The sequence below is a fragment of the Oceanobacter sp. 5_MG-2023 genome (genome assembly GCF_030548165.1).
Classification (GTDB): Bacteria; Pseudomonadota; Gammaproteobacteria; order Pseudomonadales; family Oceanobacteraceae; genus Oceanobacter.
Window position 1 is genome coordinate 200532 of sequence record NZ_JAUORS010000003.1, and the last position, 18174, is coordinate 218705.

Sequence of the window (18174 nt, forward strand, 5' to 3'; positions counted from 1 at the left end):
GGCGAAATCATCCCCGTTCTGAATAATTTCTGTCTCTGATAAGCCTGCAAGCCGTGTTACTGTCTGGGCTGGTCCTGGTCGGTTGGTACTGGCTGGTGGTCAGGGTGATCGGAAATAACTTCCCGAAAGACCGCACTGTGTGGCTTGTCTTCTGCTGGACGAATCGAGAGCCAGCGTTCCCCTCGTTGTGACATGATCACTGCCTTTTGAAACACCATGGTGTTTGGAATACTCAATTCGTAGCCATCGTCGGTACGCAAGAGCAAATGAAACAGAGTGATTTCTTCAATCACGGCTTCCGGGCAATCTTCTTCCAGAATGCGGATACGGTCGCCTGGACGATAAGGAAAGAAGAAAAAGATAATCACACTGGCGGTTACGTTACTGAGCACTGACCATTGTGCGAACAGGGCAACGCCAAGCAAGGCGACCGCCGATGACAGTACAAACGTCAGCTCGGTATAGCCAAACCCGACCACCAGCCCGATTACCAGTAGCAAGCAGGTGAACAGGGCGATCTGCAGCGCTTTTTGCAAATAAAACACGCGACTCAGACTGACTTTTCTTTTGTGCCCCTGATCTTCGATAAAGCCCATCACTATACGATTGAGATAGGCATAGCCTACTACCGCAAGAATTACGAGAAGGATTTTAAGCATTCGGCCTGTCACTCCAGCTGTTTGACCCGTATTACCTGCCGCTGTTGAGGAATACGGGTCTGATTGGGGTTATGGGTCAGTTTTGCAGCAGAATGTCGTCTGGCAGCAGGCTGTCGTGCATGTTTTCAATGCTTTCGATGACATCGTCCGGCGCGGAAAAATAAGCAACGTTAAACATGGCATCTCCTTCATGGACCAGCGGGATGTTCTGACAGCCAATAATAATGCCGTCCTTGTGGGCGATAACCTTATCGAGCTGGGTACCAAAGGGATCGCAGATAATAGCCATGATGTCGTCTTTTTCGACCTTGTCGCCGAGGTGCTTGAGATTACGCACAAAGCCGCTGTCGGTGGCTCGCATCCAGCCGCTGTTACGGGCAATCAGGGGTTCAATCGGAAATTTTTTCTGACGGCTGGCCGGCAGCATGCCGAGATGGCGCATTACCCGCAGAATTCCCCGCTCACCAGCCCGAATGCAGAGTTCATCGTAGCGTAAGGCTTCCCCTGCTTCGTAGAGCAAGATCTTGACCCCCATTTCGTTGGCTGACTCCCGTAACGAGCCATCACGCAGGTTGGCATTCAGCAGTACCGGAACACCAAAGGCCAGCGCCATTTCCCGGGTGGTATCATCGTCCAGGTTAGCGCGAATCTGGGGCAGGTTGGAGCGATGAATGGCACCGGTATGCAGGTCGATACCGTAATCACATTTGGCCACCACTTCGTTAAGGAACATATGGGCCATACGAGCTGCCAGAGTGCCACGGCTGGAGCCTGGGAACGAGCGGTTGAGATCCCGGCGATCGGGCAAATAGCGGCTCTGGTTGATAACCCCGAAGGCGTTGACGATAGGTACCGCAATCAGGGTGCCACGCAGGTTGCGTAATCGGGAGCCGTGAATCAGGCGATTGATGATTTCTACCCCGTTGAGTTCATCGCCATGAATCGCTGCGCTGATAAACAATGTCGGCCCTGGCTTGTTGCTGCGACGAACGTACACCGGCATGGTGACATCGGTGCTGGTATACAGGCTTCCCAATGGCAGGTTCAATTGGCAGGTAGTACCTGGTTCGATCGTGTGTCCAGCGATGCTCAGGGCGGGCTGGATAGGGGGGCGTCGGCTCATGATAGGCATCCGTTGAAGATCCGTGGAGTCTGCCAATAGTGTTACCATCTGTCACTGCTTCTCTGTTGTTGTTGAGTAAATCAGGGCAGATTTTTTGCGGTGTGAGCGTTATTCTGCGGCACCTTGTGTGTGTCTGGTCGTGTCGATCAACGCTGTTGCTCGATAGGCCAATAGATAGCGCGAACAGGTAGAGCCAACAGGTAGGGTTAGTCGATGGATAGGCCCGCTGTATTATCAGCGTAATCCATCCATGCGCCTGTGATGCCCCGGTATTTATACTCTTTTTTTTATTAGCCAATAGTCAGACTTATGCCTTCATCCAATCATTGTTTGTGTTACCAGCCAACCCTTATTGCGGATCGACAATCCGGGGAAACCCGCACGCTTTGGGTACTGTGGTTGACGTTATTCACCATGGTGGCCGAAATTATTGTCGGTACTGCATATGGCTCAATGGCGTTGCTTGCGGATGGCTGGCATATGGGAACGCACGTGGCGGCGTTTACCATCACGCTGTTTGCTTACCGCTATGCTCGACGTCATGCGATGGATGCGGATTTCAGTTTTGGTACCGGCAAGGTGTCGGTATTGGGGGGATTTGCCAGTGCGGTTGCGCTGGGTGTGGTGGCTCTGATGATGGTGCTGGAATCGGTTCAGCGTTTGTTTATGCCTCATGAAATCGGCTTTTCGGAGTCGATTGCGGTTGCAGTCATTGGCTTGCTGGTGAATTTGGCCAGTGCCTGGTTATTGAAAGACCATCACTCCCATCATCATAATCACCACGAACATCACGAACATCACGAACATCACGAACATCACGAACATCACGAACATCACGAACATCGCGAACATCACGAACATCACGAACATCACGATCATCACGATCATCACGAGCATCACGAGCATCACGAGCATCACGAGCATCACGAGCATCACGAGCATCACGAGCATCACGAGCAAGACCATAATTTGCGGGCAGCCTATATGCACGTCCTGGCCGATGCCCTGACCTCAATCCTGGCGATCGTGGCCCTGACGGCAGCCATGATGCTGGGCTGGTTATGGCTGGATGCGCTGATGGGTATAGTGGGAGCGACGATTATTTCGGTATGGGCTTTGGGGTTGTTGAAAGATACCAGTCGCATTCTGCTGGATGGCAGTATTGAAGCGCCAATCCGGCAACAGATTATCGACCGGATACTGACCGCTGGAGCAGAAATTCGCGATATCCATATCTGGAAAATATCGGCAGATCATTATGCGTTGGTGTTGTCGGTAGCCAGTAGTGAGAACGAGATCGCCAGCCGGATTCGTCAGCATCTGGCCGATTATCCTCAATTACAGCACATCACCATCGAAGTGCGTCATCCGTTGCTTTAATCGTCCGGGCGGCTTTGCTGCCATGACGGACATGCGGGTCATGAGCCTGCCTTGCTGGCCGATACACTGACACGGCTCCCGCTTGTTTGCGGCGCGCCGTTGGAAGCGGTTGTCCTGTTGCCCTGTTTTTCTCGATTTGTTTTTTTGTTGTGTCAACCGAAACGAACCTGCTCCGTTATATGAATACGTGAAACAACATAATAGCGATATGCCAACAGCAAGCAGGTGTCAGTTTCAGGAGTGGCCTATGAAAGCAACGGCATGGTGGCTGGTAATTGCAGCCAGCCTGATGGCAGGTTGCGGTGGTGTGGGGGATGATAGCGCCAGCGCTTCGGCAGCTGGTGAAACCGGCACGGTTCAAATTGCCTTGACCGATGCAGAAGAAGATTTTCTGACTTATCAGGTTGAGGTACTGGGTATCACTCTGGTTCGTGACGATGGCACCGAGGTGGATGTTCTTCCTGCCGCCACGGCAGTGGATTTTGTTCAGTATCAGCAGTTAAGTGAGCTGCTGATGGTCGCGTCCATACCGGCTGGCTATTACCGTAGCGTATTGGTCAATCTTGATTATGCTGACGCTGATATTGTCGTTCAGGACCGTACTGGTGTGTCTTATAACGCGACAGCGGTAGATTCCCATGGCGAAACCATCAGTACCCTGGAAGTATCCGTTGATTTTGGCGAGGGAGCACTGAATGTTGGCCGTAACAGCGTGGCAGCTCTGACACTGGATCTGGATCTGGCGGCTTCCAACGAAGTACTTTCCTGTGATCCCGCTGTTGTTGAAGTCGAACCTTTCCTGATGGTTGTTGCCAGCGACGATACGGACAAGGAGCATCGTGTTCGTGGCCAGTTGATCCATTCCGATACTGACACTGCAGAGATTACCCTGGCGATTCGCCCCATGCGGCACCGCAGCGGCGAATTTGGCGATCTGGTGGTGGCTGTGACAGAAACAACGCGTTATGACATTGATGGGGTTCCCTATACCGGCAGTGGCGGCCTGGCCTTGATTATGGCACTGGATAACGCGACACCGATTGTGAGCTACGGCAGTCTTGATAACACCGGTACGTTTACCGCAACAGAAATATTGACCGGTGCCAGCGTCGTCTGGCGCGGTGGCGATGTGGTGAGCGGTATGGTTAGCGCCCGCAGCGGCCATGGATTCACCCTGAACGGAGCAGTGACCGAGCGCCGTAGCCACGACACCCGCTTTACCTCCATGTCGGAGATGACACTGGCTGAAAGCCTTCTCTACTACGGATTACACCCAGTAAAACAAGGCTGAAAGACAGAAAAGGAAGCGGAGGTGACTGGCTTGGAGACAGACATGGTATGACCGCCAGGTTGAATGATTTCCTGATCTCGGTTGAGCGTCGGGCCTTTCGGATGGTGCGGCTTGCTGCTGCCAATGATGAAGATGCTCTGGATGTAGTGCAGGAAGCGATGACCCGGCTGATCAGCCACTATCGCGACCGGGAGGAAGCGGAATGGCGGCCGCTGTTTTTCCGCATCTTGCAGCACTGTCTCGCCGACAGCTTGCGTCAGCAACGGAAGCAGCGCCGCTGGATGTTCTGGTCGGGCAGTCAGACGGATGTTCCAGACACTGGCAGTGCCGATGGTATGGATGGCTATCTGGGTGATTACCGCGACGAGCCGGATCAGGCCCTGGCCAGCAGTCGTCAACAGCAAGCGCTGATCAACGCCATTGAGACCCTGCCTTTCCAGCAACAGCAGTGTTTCTTGTTACGCTGTTGGGAAGGGCTAAGCGTACGGGAGACGGCAGATGCGCTGAATATTTCCGAGGGCAGTGTCAAAACCCATTTGTCCAGAGCACGGCAAAAATTGAATGAGATGGGCTGAGTATCATGATAACGAAATCTGCGGATAAAACCTCAAGGGCTGGACCGGAGACGGTAACCGTAACAGAGCAACAGCTTCTGGCACTGCTGGATGAGCAGGCAGAGGCGTTGCCAGAATCCCTGACCGATCAACTGGCACAACGACGGGCGGCTGCTTTCGGGCAAGCCATGGCTGACACCGATACACGTCGAACTTCCACGTCCGCTACCTGGTACTCCAGGCCGCTATTGCCAGTGGGAGTGACGGCCTGCTTGATACTGGCCAGTGTGATCTGGTTGATACAAGGCGGGAAGGGGGCGCCAGCAGGCACCCATCCTTCGGGCCATGATACTGTCGCTCTGGCACAAGTCGAGGCACAGGTCGAGGCACAGCAGCAACTGGATGACATGATGGCGTTGGCGGCGCTTGATGACGATGAATGGGATATACTGCAGCAATTGGAATTTGCCTATTGGCTAAGCGAGTTACCGAATGCCAATCCCCCAGTCCTGGATAAGGCCGGTTAAGATGGCGGCACTAATAACCCTGTCATCTTCTGCGGGCTGGATGCTGCCGTTGGTGCCTGTTCAGGCAGAACCGGAGGGTGCGCCGAAACGTGAGCCGGACAGTACGCCAGATATTGGACTGTTGCTCTATCTGGCCGATCAGGTCGAGATTGATGACGAGTGGATTGATCCGATGATGCTGCTGGGGGCGTCGCCTCTGACCCCGCAAGATACCGAGGTCAGCAGCCCGGCGCCTGTGCCACAAGCAAGCACAGGTTTTCCAGGCACAACCGAGCCAACCGGGACGCGGTCGGAGGTGGACAATGAAGAGTGAGCATCCCCAGGTATTACTGCAGTGGCCGCGGCGAATCAGTCTGACAATACTCATGCTGATGGCGCTGTTGAGCGGATGGGTACTGTTATCAAAACCCGTGCAGGCACAGGAATGGCAAAGCTTGCCCGACAGCACCCAGCAGTTACTGGAGGGGATATCCGAGCGTTGGGACAGTCTGGATGACGAGCGGCAGCAAGCGTTGTTGCGTGGGGTTGAACGCTGGCAGTCGATGACTGACAGTGAACGGCAGGCCGTCAGTGAGCGCTTCAGCCGCTGGCAGAGTTTGCCAGAAAGTCAGCGACAGATATTACGGGATCGGTTGCACACCTTGCGCGATATGAGCCCTGAGCAGCGCCAGCAAATTCTCGATGCCTTGCATAACTATCAACAGGCGACGCCGGAGCAGCGGCTGCGACTGCGTCAGCGCTTTCAGAGCTTGTCGCCACAACAGCGTAATGCCATACGGCAACAACTGCGTTTAAAACGTTATTAACGGTTACCAAAACCAGTCGAGACCGATTGAAATCTGCTGGTCGTGTGGTGTCTGCAAAGGCATGACCAGCTGGCTGGTGAGTTGCCAGTGCGTATTCAGCAAGGCAACAAACACACTGGCACTGGCCCATTGCTGCCTGACGGTTGTTGTCCGAGCGCCAGTTTGCTGCCAGCGATAGGCGAGGCCGCCGCTGGCGGGGGGCGTTAACAGATCGCCACTCAAGATACGTTGGTAATCCAGCGCGACGCCGGGAGCCCACAAGCGCTGGCTCTGTTGTTCTTCCAGTAACCAGGTCAGGCTCAGCCCCGTACCCAGATCAACACCTGTCTGGGTATCGTCGGCCTGGAGGCTGATGACACGACGCCCGCTCTCCCTTGAGCCGGGCACCACGATGGCGACCGATTCCCGGCGTTCCGAGTGACTCAGGGTGTGCCCCAGTTGGACATGGCTGCCAAGCAGCCACTGGTCAGCAAGCCAGAAATCCCGGCTGGCAGCAGCGGACAGGGAGCGATCGTTATGGCTTTGGCGCACAGTATGGCGATCCTCCAACACACCGAACTGAACGTCGTAATCCTCGTAGAAACGAGAGCCTTCCAGCCGTAGCCAGCCGTCCTGAAACAAATAGCCCAGAGAGACTGATCCACCCCGGTTCTGGTAATTCAGGCCGTTATCGGTGGCTTGCTGGCGATCCATGCTGCCAGCGATAAACCATTGCTCATTCCAGGTTGCTGTTGCCGAAACGGCAGGGCCATGATTGTCGAGTTGGTAGTGGCGGTGACTCTCTTCCAGCGAAAGGCGGGCGTATTGCCAGGTCAGCCCGCCTTGCCAGTTGATACCGCCTGCGTGCAGCAGAGGGCAGGACAGCAATCCGGCGCAGATGACTGGCAGCAGCAAGCGGCATCGCCAATGGCTTTTGGCACCGCACCAGAATCGGCGGCGGAGTGACAGGGCAAAACATCCGTGTCGAAACATGGTATTTCCCGTACTGCAAGCAGAGACGGCAAAGCGTACTGGTCAACGTGTTGCGAATCCAGTCCTGATAACGGCAGGAAGGAGTGATTGTCGCTGCAATTTGCGCTGGTCGACTGTTATCATGACCGGCTTTTTCGTCATCGGAGCTTCGACGCGTGTATGGCCAGTTGTCGCTATCGCCTGGATCGGTTTATTGCCCAGCATTCAACGTATTCACGTCGTGATGTACGTTTGCTGCTGGCGCAACAACGTATCACGGTTGACGGGGTGGTCGCGCGGGATATTAACCAGCCGATTGGGCCTTTTCATCGGATAACCCTGGACGCTGCGGTGCTGCAACAGCAGCAGCCGGTGTATCTGGGGATGAACAAGCCGGCAGGCGTGGTCAGTGCGACCCGCGATGACGAACATACAACCGTGATCGACCAGTTGTGCCAGCATCCAGGTTGCCCGCTGGCGACAGAACAACTGCAGCAGTTGCATATTGTCGGGCGTCTGGATCGGGCTTCCAGTGGATTGCTGTTGTTGACCAACGACAGTGACTGGTCGCGGCGGCTGATGTCCCCGGAGCACAAGGTCGCCAAAGTGTATCGTGTCACGCTGGCGCACCCGGTCAGTACGGAGTGTATTGCTGCGTTTGCGGCCGGCATGTATTTCCCTTATGAAAATATCACCACCCGTCCGGCATTGCTGGAAATCATGGCTGAGCGGCAAGTACAGGTCACGCTGACCGAAGGTCGCTATCACCAGATCAAACGCATGTTTGGCCGTTTCCGGAACCCTGTACTGGCACTACACCGGCTCAGTATCGGGCCATGGCAGTTGCCGCCAGAATGTGCGCCGGGAGATAGCTGGCAAGTATTACCTTGATCACTGTAGGCGCTTGTTCTGCCTGCCGCTACTGTCCGGGTCAAAAAGAGTTGTTGTGTGTCTGTACCCGCCACAGGCGTTCTGTTTGAGTGGGCTTCACTGTTATCCATTGCCCGTTTTTGTGAGTGATAGCCGCTGTGTCGATAACCCTGTGCCGCAAGAGGATTAGATAATGACCCATCGTCATACCGAATTACACCATGTCAGCAGACCGCTGGTCTGGTCTGGCTTCAAGCAACTGGCACCGATTTCTGTGCTGGTCACTGCCTTTGGCGTGGCTTTTGGCCTGGCTGCGGCACAGACCGGTCTGCATGACTCAACCATTATGATGATGAGTGCCCTGGTGTTTGCCGGAGCCGCCCAGTTTGCAGCGTTGGAATTGTGGGGCGCACAGATACCGCTGCTGACGATGATCATCACCGTATTTGCCATTAATGCCCGGCATTTGTTGATGGGAGCAACCTTGTATCCCTGGTTACGGCACCAGCCTCCGTTAAAACGTTACGGCATGATGCTGGTGGCCTCCGATGCCAATTGGGCCATGTCGATGCAGGAGTTCAGTCGCGGCAAACCCGGTCTGGGCCTGCTGTTTGGGGGAGGGATTGCCCTGTGGCTCTTTTGGGTACTGGGTACCTGGCTGGGGATGCATTTTGGTAATGCCATTAATGATCCCAAGAGTTTTGGGCTGGATATGGTGATGGGGTGTTTTTTCCTTGCCCTGATTGTGGGTGGTGAAAAAGATGTGCGCATGTTGTTTATCTGGGTGGTGGCTGCGGCTTCATCATCGCTGGCATATTGGTACTTACCCGATAACAGCCATGTGATTGTTGGTGCCCTGGCAGGCGGCATCGTGGGTACTGTTTGGGGTGGAGAGCAAGATAGTGGACATTGAAACCGCCGGAGGCGGGGCTTTGCTGGTGGTGCTGGTGATGGCGCTGGTGACATTGGCCACTCGCTGGGGTGGCGTTTATGTAATGGCGTTTGTACCCATCAATTACCGGGTCAAACAATTTATTCAGGCCATGTCTGGTTCTGTGCTGGTCGCCTTGCTGACGCCGATGGTGATTAACGGTGATAGTGGTGCCCGGCTGGCCTTGATAACCACCGCAGGCGTTATGCTGCTGGTCAAAAAACCGTTACCGGCGATTGTCAGTGGCATCACGGTAGCCGCCTTGAGTCGCTATCTTGTCTGAGGAGTGGTTCCTGTCCGGGTAGCCTTGTCCTGTTCGTAAGCAAGGCTGAGCAGGAATCCCGCCCACTGCAGCATCCGATGGTGTGATCTGCGGTAAACTCCCTGCCCGTGTTCGATTATCCATTATCACGACGCACTACTGCGCATCATTACGTATTACTACAGGCCTTTGTTATGTCGTCTCCTGCTGCTTTTGTTCACCTGCGTGTTCATTCTGAATATTCTCTCTACGACAGTACAGTGCGGGTGAAAAAGCTGATTGGTGCCACCGTGGCGGCTGATATGCCTGCTGTGGCCCTGACCGATCAGAGCAATATGTATGCGCTGGTGAAGTTCTACAAAGGCTGTCTGGGTCAAGGTATCAAGCCGATTCTGGGAGCCGATTTATGGCTTGAGAACCCGGAAGACAGCTATGCGCCGTTTCGGGTAACGGCATTGTGTATGACTCCGGCAGGGTATCTTGGTCTGCGTGAGCTGATTTCCCAGGCCTACCTGAACCAGTATCACGACAAGGCGGTGGTCAAGCGGGAATGGCTGATCGAAAAAAACGACGGCCTGATCCTGCTGTCCGGTGCTCGGGAAGGCGATATTGGCCAGCGGGTATTAAAAGGCAAACTGGAAGATGCCGAGGCACTGGCGCTGGAATATCAGCGGGTTTTTGGTGATCGTTTTTATCTCGAGATCCAGCGTACCGGCCGCACCGGTGATGAAGCGCTGGTGAAAGCCAGCCTGGTACTGGCGGGCAAATTGCGGTTGCCGGTGGTGGCCACCAACGATGTGCGGTTTATTTACGCCGACGATTACGAAGCGCATGAAACCCGGGTCTCGATTGGCCAGGGTTATGCGCTGGATGACAAGCGCCGGCCCCGGGAATACAGCAATCAGCAATATTTCCGTAGTGCTGAAGAAATGATCCAGTTGTTTCAGGATGCCCCGACGGCAATCCAGAACACCGTCGAAATTGCCAAGCGTTGTTCGGTTGAAGTCCTGCTGGGCAAATATTTCCTGCCGGATTACCCGATCCCCGAAGGTATGAGTGAAGCGGATTTTTTCCGCAAGATATCCGAAGTGGGTCTGGAAGAACGTCTGGAGGTGATTCTGGCCGGTATTCCGAAAGACTCCGAAGAATACCGTGAGAAGCGTAAACCCTATGATGAACGGCTGATCTTCGAGCTGGATATTATTATCCAGATGGGATTCCCCGGTTACTTCCTGATCGTGATGGACTTTATTCAGTGGGCCAAACAGCACGATATTCCCGTCGGGCCTGGCCGGGGTTCCGGTGCCGGTTCGCTGGTGGCCTATGCCCAGAAAATTACCGACCTTGACCCACTGGAATACGACCTGCTGTTCGAACGCTTCCTGAACCCGGAGCGGGTATCGATGCCCGACTTCGATATCGACTTCTGTATGGAAGACCGCGAAAAAGTGATCGCCTACGTGGCGGACACTTACGGCCGTCAGGCGGTTTCCCAGATCGTTACCTTCGGCACCATGGCCGCCCGTGCGGTGGTACGTGACGTTGCCCGCGCCCAGGGCAAGCCATTTGGTCTGGCCGATCGCTTGTCGAAGCTGATTCCGGGTGATCCTGGTATGACACTGGAAAAAGCCCTCGACGCCGAAGCTCCGCTAAAAGAATTTCTGGAAGAAGACGAAGAAGCCCAGGAAATCTGGGAAATGGCGCTCAAGCTCGAAGGTATCGCCCGCCAGACCGGTAAACACGCTGGTGGTGTAGTGATCGCGCCGACCAAACTGACCGACTTTTCCGCCACCGCCTGTGAGCCGGACGGCAGTGGTCTGGTGACCCAGTTCGACAAGAATGACGTTGAAGAAGCCGGCCTGGTGAAATTCGACTTTTTGGGTTTGCGTACCCTGACCATTATCGATTGGGCGCTGAAAACCATTAACAGCAAGCGCGCCAAGGAAAATCTGCCCTCGGTCGAGATTGAGCATATTCCGCTTGATGATGAAGCGTCGTACACCCTGCTTAAAAAAGCCCAGACCACTGCGGTGTTCCAGCTCGAATCCCGAGGCATGAAAGACCTGATCCGCCGCCTGCAGCCTGACAACATTGAAGACATGATCGCCCTGGTGGCACTGTTTCGTCCCGGCCCGCTGGAATCCGGCATGGTGGACGACTTTATCAACCGGAAACACGGCCGTGCCAAGGTGGCATATCCGCACCCGGATTTTGAACACGAAAGCCTGAAAGAAGTCCTCGAACCCACCTACGGCGTTATTGTTTATCAGGAACAGGTGATGCAAATCGCCCAGGTACTGGCCGGCTACACCCTCGGTGGCGCGGATATGCTGCGACGGGCAATGGGTAAGAAAAAACCGGAAGAAATGGCCAAGCAGCGGGATATTTTCCGCAGCGGTGCCATTGATACCGGAGTCGATCCTGATCTGGCGATGAAAATTTTTGACCTGGTGGAGAAGTTTGCCGGTTACGGTTTTAACAAATCCCACTCGGCCGCCTATGCTGTGGTGTCGTACCAGACATTGTGGCTGAAACAGCATTATCCGGCACCTTTTATGGCGGCGGTATTAACCTCCGACATGCAGAACACCGACAAGGTCGTGATCTTCTTTGAAGAGTGTCGGGAAATGGGGCTGGAGCTGGTCTTGCCCGATGTGAACCAGTCACACTTCGGTTTTACCGTTAACGATGACGGTGCGATTGTATACGGATTGGGAGCCGTGAAAGGCGTAGGTGAAGGGCCGATTGAGGCCATTATTGCCGCCCGCGAAGCCGGTCAACCCTTCCAGGACCTGTTTGATTTTTGTCAGCGTGTAGACGGTAAAAAACTCAACAAACGAGTACTCGAAGCCCTGGTTCGTTGTGGCGCATTTGATGCCCTGCCGGTTGCTGCCCCCCGGGCAGTGCTGATGGCCAGTATCGAGGACGCGATGAAAAGCGCCGGTCAGACTGCTGCCAACGAAGCCGCCGGCATGATGGATCTGTTTGGTGAGGTACAGGCCGAAGAAGCGGTGGGTGCCGATCCGTACGAACGTTTCCGCAAGCTGCGAGACTGGACGCTAAAAGAACGTCTGCAAGGTGAAAAAGATACCCTTGGCCTGTTTGTAACAGGACACCCGTTCGATGAATACGAAGCGGAAGTGCGGCAGCTGGCTCCTGCCAAACTGGCCAACCTGCAAGACAGCAAAAAACCGCAGAAACTGGCCGGGTTGGTGGTGGATATGCGTTTGATGAAAAACAAGCGCGGTGAAAACATGTGTTTTGTCACCCTGGATGATCGCTCTGGCCGGATGGAAGTGGCGCTGTTTTCAGATGTTTATGAACAGGTACGGGAAGTGGTTGCCAAAGACAAGGTGCTGATTGTGGAAGCCCAGATCAGCAACGACTCGTATTCTGGTGGTTTGAAAGCCATTGGTCGTTCCGCCATGGAAATCACCCAGGCCCGTTTGAATTTCGCCCAATCAATCCGTATTCACATGAATGGTGAACAATTGGATGATACCTTTTGCCGGTCACTTGGGCAGTTATTACAGCCGTTGGAAGGAGGCTGCCCGGTGGTGCTGGACTATCGTAACGAGACCGCCCGTTGTGATATTCGCCTCGGCGAAGAATGGCGGGTTAACCCAACCGATGAACAGCTGCTGCAACTACGCTATGAATTTGGTGAGCAAGCGGTCGAACTGGTGTTCGGCTAGCCTGATGTCGACAGCAGCACGATGACGGGGAGAGCGTAGTGATGGCAAGCACCCCTGAGGTGGAGTCCGGGTTACTGGCAACGTCACTGGCAGAAGTTCTGGCCCGGCGGATAACGCCAGCCGGTCGGATCTGGGTCGGATTCAGTGGTGGTATGGATTCATGTGTGTTGCTGCATTTGTTGGCGCATTGGTGGCAACAGCAAGGTGGCGCTTCGTTATGCGCCGGATTACACGCCATCCATGTTCACCACGGCTTGATGGCCGAAGCCGATGAGTGGGTCGATTTTTGCCAGCAACAGTGTCAGCAACTGGGAATACCACTGGTGGTTGAACGGGTCACGTTAGGAGGTCGTCAAGACGGCCTTGAACAGGCGGCCCGGCAAGCGCGTTACGAGGTTTTTCAGCATTATTGCCAAGAGCACGACTGGCTGCTGTTAGGGCACCATGCTGACGATCAGGTCGAAACCCTGTTCAGCCGCCTGACCCGGGGCAGTGGCTTGGGCGGCCTGGGGATGCCTCAAGTGCGCTATTTGTCGTCAGACGGCAAAGGCCATGCTCCCCGGTTGTTACGGCCGTTACTGGCTTGCTCCCGGCAACAATTGCGTCAGTACGCCCAGACACACCAACTCAACTGGATAGAAGACCCCTCCAATCAGGATACCCGGCTGGAACGGAACTGGTGGCGGCAACATCTGTTACCGCAATTGTCGCAGCGGTTTCCTGGCCGTGAGCACTCACTCAAGCGTACGGTACGGCGTCTGGCAGCGGATAAATCCGCCTTTGACCATCTGTTGGCACCAGTACTGGCGGAATGTGTGGCTGCCGATCAATGGCCCGGCAGTGTCGGCCCCTGTCTGGATATTCAGGCCTGGCAAGGGCAAGCGGCGGTATTACACGAGCCATTACTGTTTGCCTGGTTACAGCAAGCCGGTGTTGATGTCGCCAGTGAAGCCCGGCTGGGTTCGCTGGTCAAACAGGCGTTATATGCCGCTGCCGATGCACAGGTGCTGATAGAACTGGGAGATGTGCAGGTGCGGCGCTTCCGGGGACGTTTGCATCTGGTACAGACTGAGCGTGACTGGCCCATAACCCCGGCCACTACCCTGGTATTAACCGATCCGGGTGTGCCGGTGACGACCACCCGCTTGTTGTTCTGGTCGGTTGGTGAGCTGGTGCTGGCAGAGGCCAATCGTGCTACACCTGCGGGCATTATCAGGCCAGGGGAGTATCAGTTGACGAATCTGTTACAGATTCAGGTATCGTTTCAGGCGCATACTCAGGGGTCGAACACGCCAAGATTACGACCGCCAGGGCGTCCTTCCAAATCATTGAAACAACTCTGGCAAGAAGCCGGTATTCCCCCTTGGTTACGGCCGCATTGGCCGCTGTTACTGCAGCAGAAAACGCTGGTGGCGGTGGTGGGAGTTGCCTGCGACCAGGCAGTGGCAGCGGACGCTGACCAGGGTGGCTGTACGCTGCTATGGCAGTCTGGAGTGCTGTGCTCCGGCGACTAGCGGCGGAACCGGTGGTTATTTCCAGACTCTACCCCTTAACGTCGTTCGACGGTCTGCCCGATGACCTGCTGGCCAGAGAGCCGGTTGGGTTGACGTGTAGCGTCAAGTCAGCGGACGGATCGCTGGCAGCCAACATAGACAGAAACAACGAGGATACATGCAACAAGGTCTGACCACAGGATTGGTGATATTGATCACAGGTGTAGCGGTCGCAGGATATTGGCAGGTTAGGGAGCCACATTGGCCGACATTTTTCCCTGAAATACGTGAGCACTTGGGAATAAATTCGGTGGAGCCGTCGTTATCTCTGACTGGCCAACAGATACCTGCTATTCAGGCCGGTGCAGATGAGGCCGGTGCAGATGAGGCCGGTGCAGATGAGGCCGGTGCAGATGAGGCCGGTGCAGATGAGGCCGGTGTGGGTGCGACTGCAACCTTGCCTTCGGCAGCGATAGCGGGCACTGACCCGCTGACCGAGTCTGATTCGTCCGCGAATACGGATCAGAGACATGACCAGACCGGCGCGAGCCAGTCAGCGGATCATAACGCCATCAAGGCGGTGTCCTCCGCAGCAGCAGACCCGAAGCAGCAGGAAACCACCTCAAAACCATCGCCGGTACAGTCTCGGGAACCGTCTCTGGAACAACCAAAGAACAAGAATACCGCTGTCAAAATCCAGGAAAATGTGGCGGAGTGGCAACCACCGACCGAGCAGCAACAAGCGCTGGAAGAGGATATGCTGCAGTCAGAAAACCCGCCATTAAACCTGCGATTACCCGATAGCCTTGAACAAGAGCCGTACAATTTCAGTACCAACCCGGCGCTGCTGCCCAATGTATTTAATACACAGCAACCTGCATCGGTGCTGGATATGTCGGGCAAACTGTACTGGGATGAATCGGAAGAGGCGGAGACCAAACCAATGCGGGAAAATATTACCGGCGCTGAAGTTGAGTTACGTTTTCGTTTACCTTGAACGCTGCCCGCCAATAACACGCTGGAGCAGGCCAACAAGCTGGAGCAGGCAGAAGGAAATTGGCGATAGGCGATAGGCGAAAACACAGGGAGGCAAAGCCTCCCCGGCAAGCATAAATCCAGCGGTATCTACCGGCTCAGGAAATAGCCATTCCCAACCCCAATACGGCGATATAACCCACGCTATAAGCCAGCAGCAATGCCAGGCTATAGCGCAGGTAAGTACCGAATGTCAGTGCTTCAATTTTGCTCATGGCGACAATCCCGGCCGCCGAACCAATGATCAGCAACGAACCACCCACACCCACGGCGTAAGTTAACGACAGCCATTCGGCCAGGTTCATGCTGACGTCGGCTTTCAGCAAGGCGGCGGTTAATGGCACGTTATCAATCAAGGATGACAACAACCCCATCAGGTAGTTGGCCGACCAGGCGGGCAGGTGCTCGTACAGCTTGACGAAGGTATCGAGGGCGTGGATCTCTTTCAACGCGCCGACCAGCAACAGAATGCCAAGGAAAAACAACAAGGTATCGAATTCGATCTGGCGAACGTAATCCAGAATCGGATCATTGACCGTATCTTCACCGTACAGATGCGCTACCAGAAACATCACTGCCAGACCCGTCAGAAAGCTCAGTACCGGCGGAATATCAAACAGCACATTACCGGCAATGGTGGAGAGAATGGTAAACAGGAAAATAATCGCAATGGCGGAGTCGACCCTTTGCAGGACATGGGTCTTGTGCTGAATGATGGCAGTATCGGTGAGTGGAGCGGACAGTATGGTGGCGAGTAACAAAACAGCCAGCAGCGAGGGCATCGACAGCAACAGCAGGTTGGTGATCGAGACCTTGCCTTCAAGGAAAATCATCAGGGTGGTGACATCACCGGTAATCATGGCGACCCCGCCAGAGTTGACGGCGAATACCACCAGAGTGGCAAAACGCAGGGTTTTGGGGGTCGGCAGGTTCAGCGACAGAATCAGGGCGATGGAAATCAGGGTGGCGGTGATGTTATCGGCTAACGAAGAAAACACAAACGAGAACAGGCCAGTCAGAAATAACAATTTGCGTTCGGATATCTGGCTGGGCAGTACCTTGTAAATCAGGCTTTCGATCATGCCTTTTTTGTTCAGATACACCACAAAAGTCATGGCGGCCAACAAAAACAGCCAGAGGCTGGCGATTTCGCCAATATTTTCTTCCAGACCATCAATCACACGCTGATGCTCGGCGGGATCAGGGTTGCTGCTACTGAATACAAACAGCAAGACCCAGGCAAGAGCGCCAAAGAAGAGCACCGATTGTGCTTTGTTGATATGGATGATTTCTTCGAGGACAACGGATAGCAGGCCAAGAACGGCCAAGCCTATCAGCAGGTATTGCAGTATATCTGTCATGCGGGCTCCGAATCGATGAAAGACTTCGTTCACCAGACATCACGGTAGCCGTATTGAGAGGGAAGAAGTATCCATCTCCAATAAAATAGTAAGGCGGCTATTCTAGAGCAGAAAACATTCGTGAAATAGTAGTTAATTAACGAACATTGCAATACTTTGGTGTTGATAATCGTACGAAAATCAAGCCTTCAGGCGTACAAAGTCGTCACTTTTGAAGGGCTGCGGGGTAAGATGGCGAGAAAGTGTCGTGCGGGCGGGTGTCAGTCTGTGGAAACAACATCCAAGTCATTTCCTCTTGGGCGCGGACTTAAGTGGCCGGGGTTGTATCGGCCGGAGTGGCATTCCAGTCACATAACAATTCCGCCAGTACGTGGGCCTGTACATGCAGTGCTTCCAGTTCTTCCGGTGTATCTCGTGAGCCAGAGAACAGTGGGATGGTACGCAGCCGGGATACCAGCGGGTGGGATGGATTGGCAAAACGGTTTTTCTCGATGTTCCAGCGGATATTCGCCGTGAGCATGCGGAAAAAACTCAGCTTGGTGGCGAGGGAAAACGTCGAGAAATCGGTAATATCACGAAAATGCTCATAGTCGACACCGGCGAGGATGGCATTGCGGGTTTTAACACGTAACGAAGCCGAACGACGATCATCGAGCACCATGGCCATTACGCCAAGCAATTCCCCTGCGCTGATAATATTGATGGTCTCACTGTTGTCATCTGCCATCACTTCCAGCTCGCCACGCAAGAGAAAATAAAGAATATTGGCAGGGGCATCCTTGTGCAGAATGAGTTCTCCCTGTTCGGCAAAACCGAATTGGGTCTGAGACATCAGCAGTTCGAATTGCGTTTGATCGGTACTGATCAGTTCTTTGTAAAAAGTTACACCAGCCAGAAGACGATGAAGGGTATCCGGCGGGCAATCCTCACGAGTGATACGTCGCATAGATTTTCCAGCAATAATAAGGGTTAGAATTGGGCGACTATAGCACGGCAGATTATGTCCGCTATTGCATAGATCAACAGGAATCCGACTTTCATTTTTTTGAAAAGAAAAAATCCAGCCACGATTCACTGCTAAAAAATGATTATTTAACAAATAGTTAGATAAATTTTCTACTACTCTGTGAAATAGCCAAACGAATAATGCTGCCCTGTAGGGGACATCTATTTAATCCGGTGCTCACTCTGGGCTACCGGATGGTTTCGAATCACGAAGCCGACTTGCAGGCCTGA

General features: G+C 54.2%; 17 protein-coding genes. 12 read left to right on the top strand and 5 right to left on the bottom strand.

Annotated elements, in window-relative coordinates; translation table 11 throughout:
- Window positions 1–56: 56 nt before the first annotated feature.
- The gene (locus Q4551_RS03855; RefSeq protein ID WP_303431886.1) at window positions 57–659 is read right to left on the bottom strand and encodes a mechanosensitive ion channel family protein; all 603 of its coding nucleotides are present in this window, start codon (window positions 657–659) and stop codon (window positions 57–59) included.
- Between the two features lie 76 nt (window positions 660–735).
- Entirely contained in the window at window positions 736–1782 is a 1047-nt protein-coding gene (locus Q4551_RS03860) for a succinylglutamate desuccinylase/aspartoacylase family protein (protein WP_303431887.1), read from the bottom strand.
- A gap of 309 nt (window positions 1783–2091) precedes the next feature.
- On the opposite strand from Q4551_RS03860, the gene Q4551_RS03865 reads away from it, so the two are divergent.
- The 6 genes from Q4551_RS03865 (at window position 2092) to Q4551_RS03890 (ending at window position 6340) form a co-directional block, all read left to right on the top strand.
- Window positions 2092–3162, top strand: a complete 1071-nt coding sequence (locus Q4551_RS03865) for a cation diffusion facilitator family transporter (RefSeq protein WP_303431888.1) — start codon at window positions 2092–2094, stop codon at window positions 3160–3162.
- Between the two features lie 247 nt (window positions 3163–3409).
- Entirely contained in the window at window positions 3410–4453 is a 1044-nt protein-coding gene (locus Q4551_RS03870) for a DUF4382 domain-containing protein (RefSeq protein ID WP_303431889.1), read from the top strand.
- 47 nt (window positions 4454–4500) lie between these two features.
- Window positions 4501–5028, top strand: a complete 528-nt coding sequence (locus Q4551_RS03875; protein WP_303431890.1) for an RNA polymerase sigma factor — start codon at window positions 4501–4503, stop codon at window positions 5026–5028.
- Between the two features lie 5 nt (window positions 5029–5033).
- The gene (locus Q4551_RS03880; protein ID WP_303431891.1) at window positions 5034–5534 is read left to right on the top strand and encodes a hypothetical protein; all 501 of its coding nucleotides are present in this window, start codon (window positions 5034–5036) and stop codon (window positions 5532–5534) included.
- A 1-nt stretch (window position 5535) separates the two neighbouring features.
- On the top strand, window positions 5536–5847 hold the full coding sequence (locus tag Q4551_RS03885) for a hypothetical protein (protein ID WP_303431892.1): 312 nt from the start codon (window positions 5536–5538) through the stop codon (window positions 5845–5847).
- Window positions 5837–6340 (top strand): DUF3106 domain-containing protein, encoded by a 504-nt coding sequence (locus tag Q4551_RS03890; protein WP_303431893.1) that lies wholly within the window; start codon window positions 5837–5839, stop codon window positions 6338–6340. The genes Q4551_RS03885 and Q4551_RS03890 overlap by 11 nt, the downstream gene beginning before the upstream one ends.
- Window positions 6341–6343: 3 nt before the next feature.
- Here Q4551_RS03890 and Q4551_RS03895 read toward each other — a convergent pair whose 3' ends face one another.
- Window positions 6344–7312, bottom strand: coding sequence for a hypothetical protein (locus tag Q4551_RS03895; protein WP_303431894.1), 969 nt, complete (start codon window positions 7310–7312; stop codon window positions 6344–6346).
- Between the two features lie 87 nt (window positions 7313–7399).
- On the opposite strand from Q4551_RS03895, the gene Q4551_RS03900 reads away from it, so the two are divergent.
- The 6 genes from Q4551_RS03900 (at window position 7400) to Q4551_RS03925 (ending at window position 15539) form a co-directional block, all read left to right on the top strand.
- Window positions 7400–8182 carry a pseudouridine synthase gene (locus tag Q4551_RS03900; RefSeq protein ID WP_303431895.1) on the top strand — a complete coding sequence of 261 codons (783 nt, stop codon included), beginning with the start codon at window positions 7400–7402 and terminating at the stop codon, window positions 8180–8182.
- Window positions 8183–8354: 172 nt separating this feature from the next.
- The gene (locus Q4551_RS03905; RefSeq protein WP_303431896.1) at window positions 8355–9074 is read left to right on the top strand and encodes an AzlC family ABC transporter permease; all 720 of its coding nucleotides are present in this window, start codon (window positions 8355–8357) and stop codon (window positions 9072–9074) included.
- The gene (locus Q4551_RS03910; protein WP_303431897.1) at window positions 9064–9375 is read left to right on the top strand and encodes an AzlD family protein; all 312 of its coding nucleotides are present in this window, start codon (window positions 9064–9066) and stop codon (window positions 9373–9375) included. Before Q4551_RS03905 ends, Q4551_RS03910 begins: the two co-directional genes overlap by 11 nt.
- Before the next feature lie 173 nt (window positions 9376–9548).
- Window positions 9549–13049, top strand: a complete 3501-nt coding sequence (gene dnaE / locus Q4551_RS03915) for a DNA polymerase III subunit alpha (RefSeq protein WP_303431898.1) — start codon at window positions 9549–9551, stop codon at window positions 13047–13049.
- A 41-nt stretch (window positions 13050–13090) separates the two neighbouring features.
- Window positions 13091–14563, top strand: a complete 1473-nt coding sequence (gene tilS / locus Q4551_RS03920; RefSeq protein WP_303431899.1) for a tRNA lysidine(34) synthetase TilS — start codon at window positions 13091–13093, stop codon at window positions 14561–14563.
- A gap of 289 nt (window positions 14564–14852) precedes the next feature.
- The gene (locus tag Q4551_RS03925) at window positions 14853–15539 is read left to right on the top strand and encodes a hypothetical protein (RefSeq protein WP_303431900.1); all 687 of its coding nucleotides are present in this window, start codon (window positions 14853–14855) and stop codon (window positions 15537–15539) included.
- A 136-nt stretch (window positions 15540–15675) separates the two neighbouring features.
- Here the strand turns inward: Q4551_RS03925 and nhaD are convergent, their stop codons facing one another.
- Window positions 15676–16938, bottom strand: coding sequence for a sodium:proton antiporter NhaD (nhaD, locus tag Q4551_RS03930; RefSeq protein WP_303431901.1), 1263 nt, complete (start codon window positions 16936–16938; stop codon window positions 15676–15678).
- A gap of 307 nt (window positions 16939–17245) precedes the next feature.
- On the bottom strand, window positions 17246–17884 hold the full coding sequence (locus Q4551_RS03935) for a cyclic nucleotide-binding domain-containing protein (protein WP_303431902.1): 639 nt from the start codon (window positions 17882–17884) through the stop codon (window positions 17246–17248).
- Window positions 17885–18174: the final 290 nt, after the last annotated feature.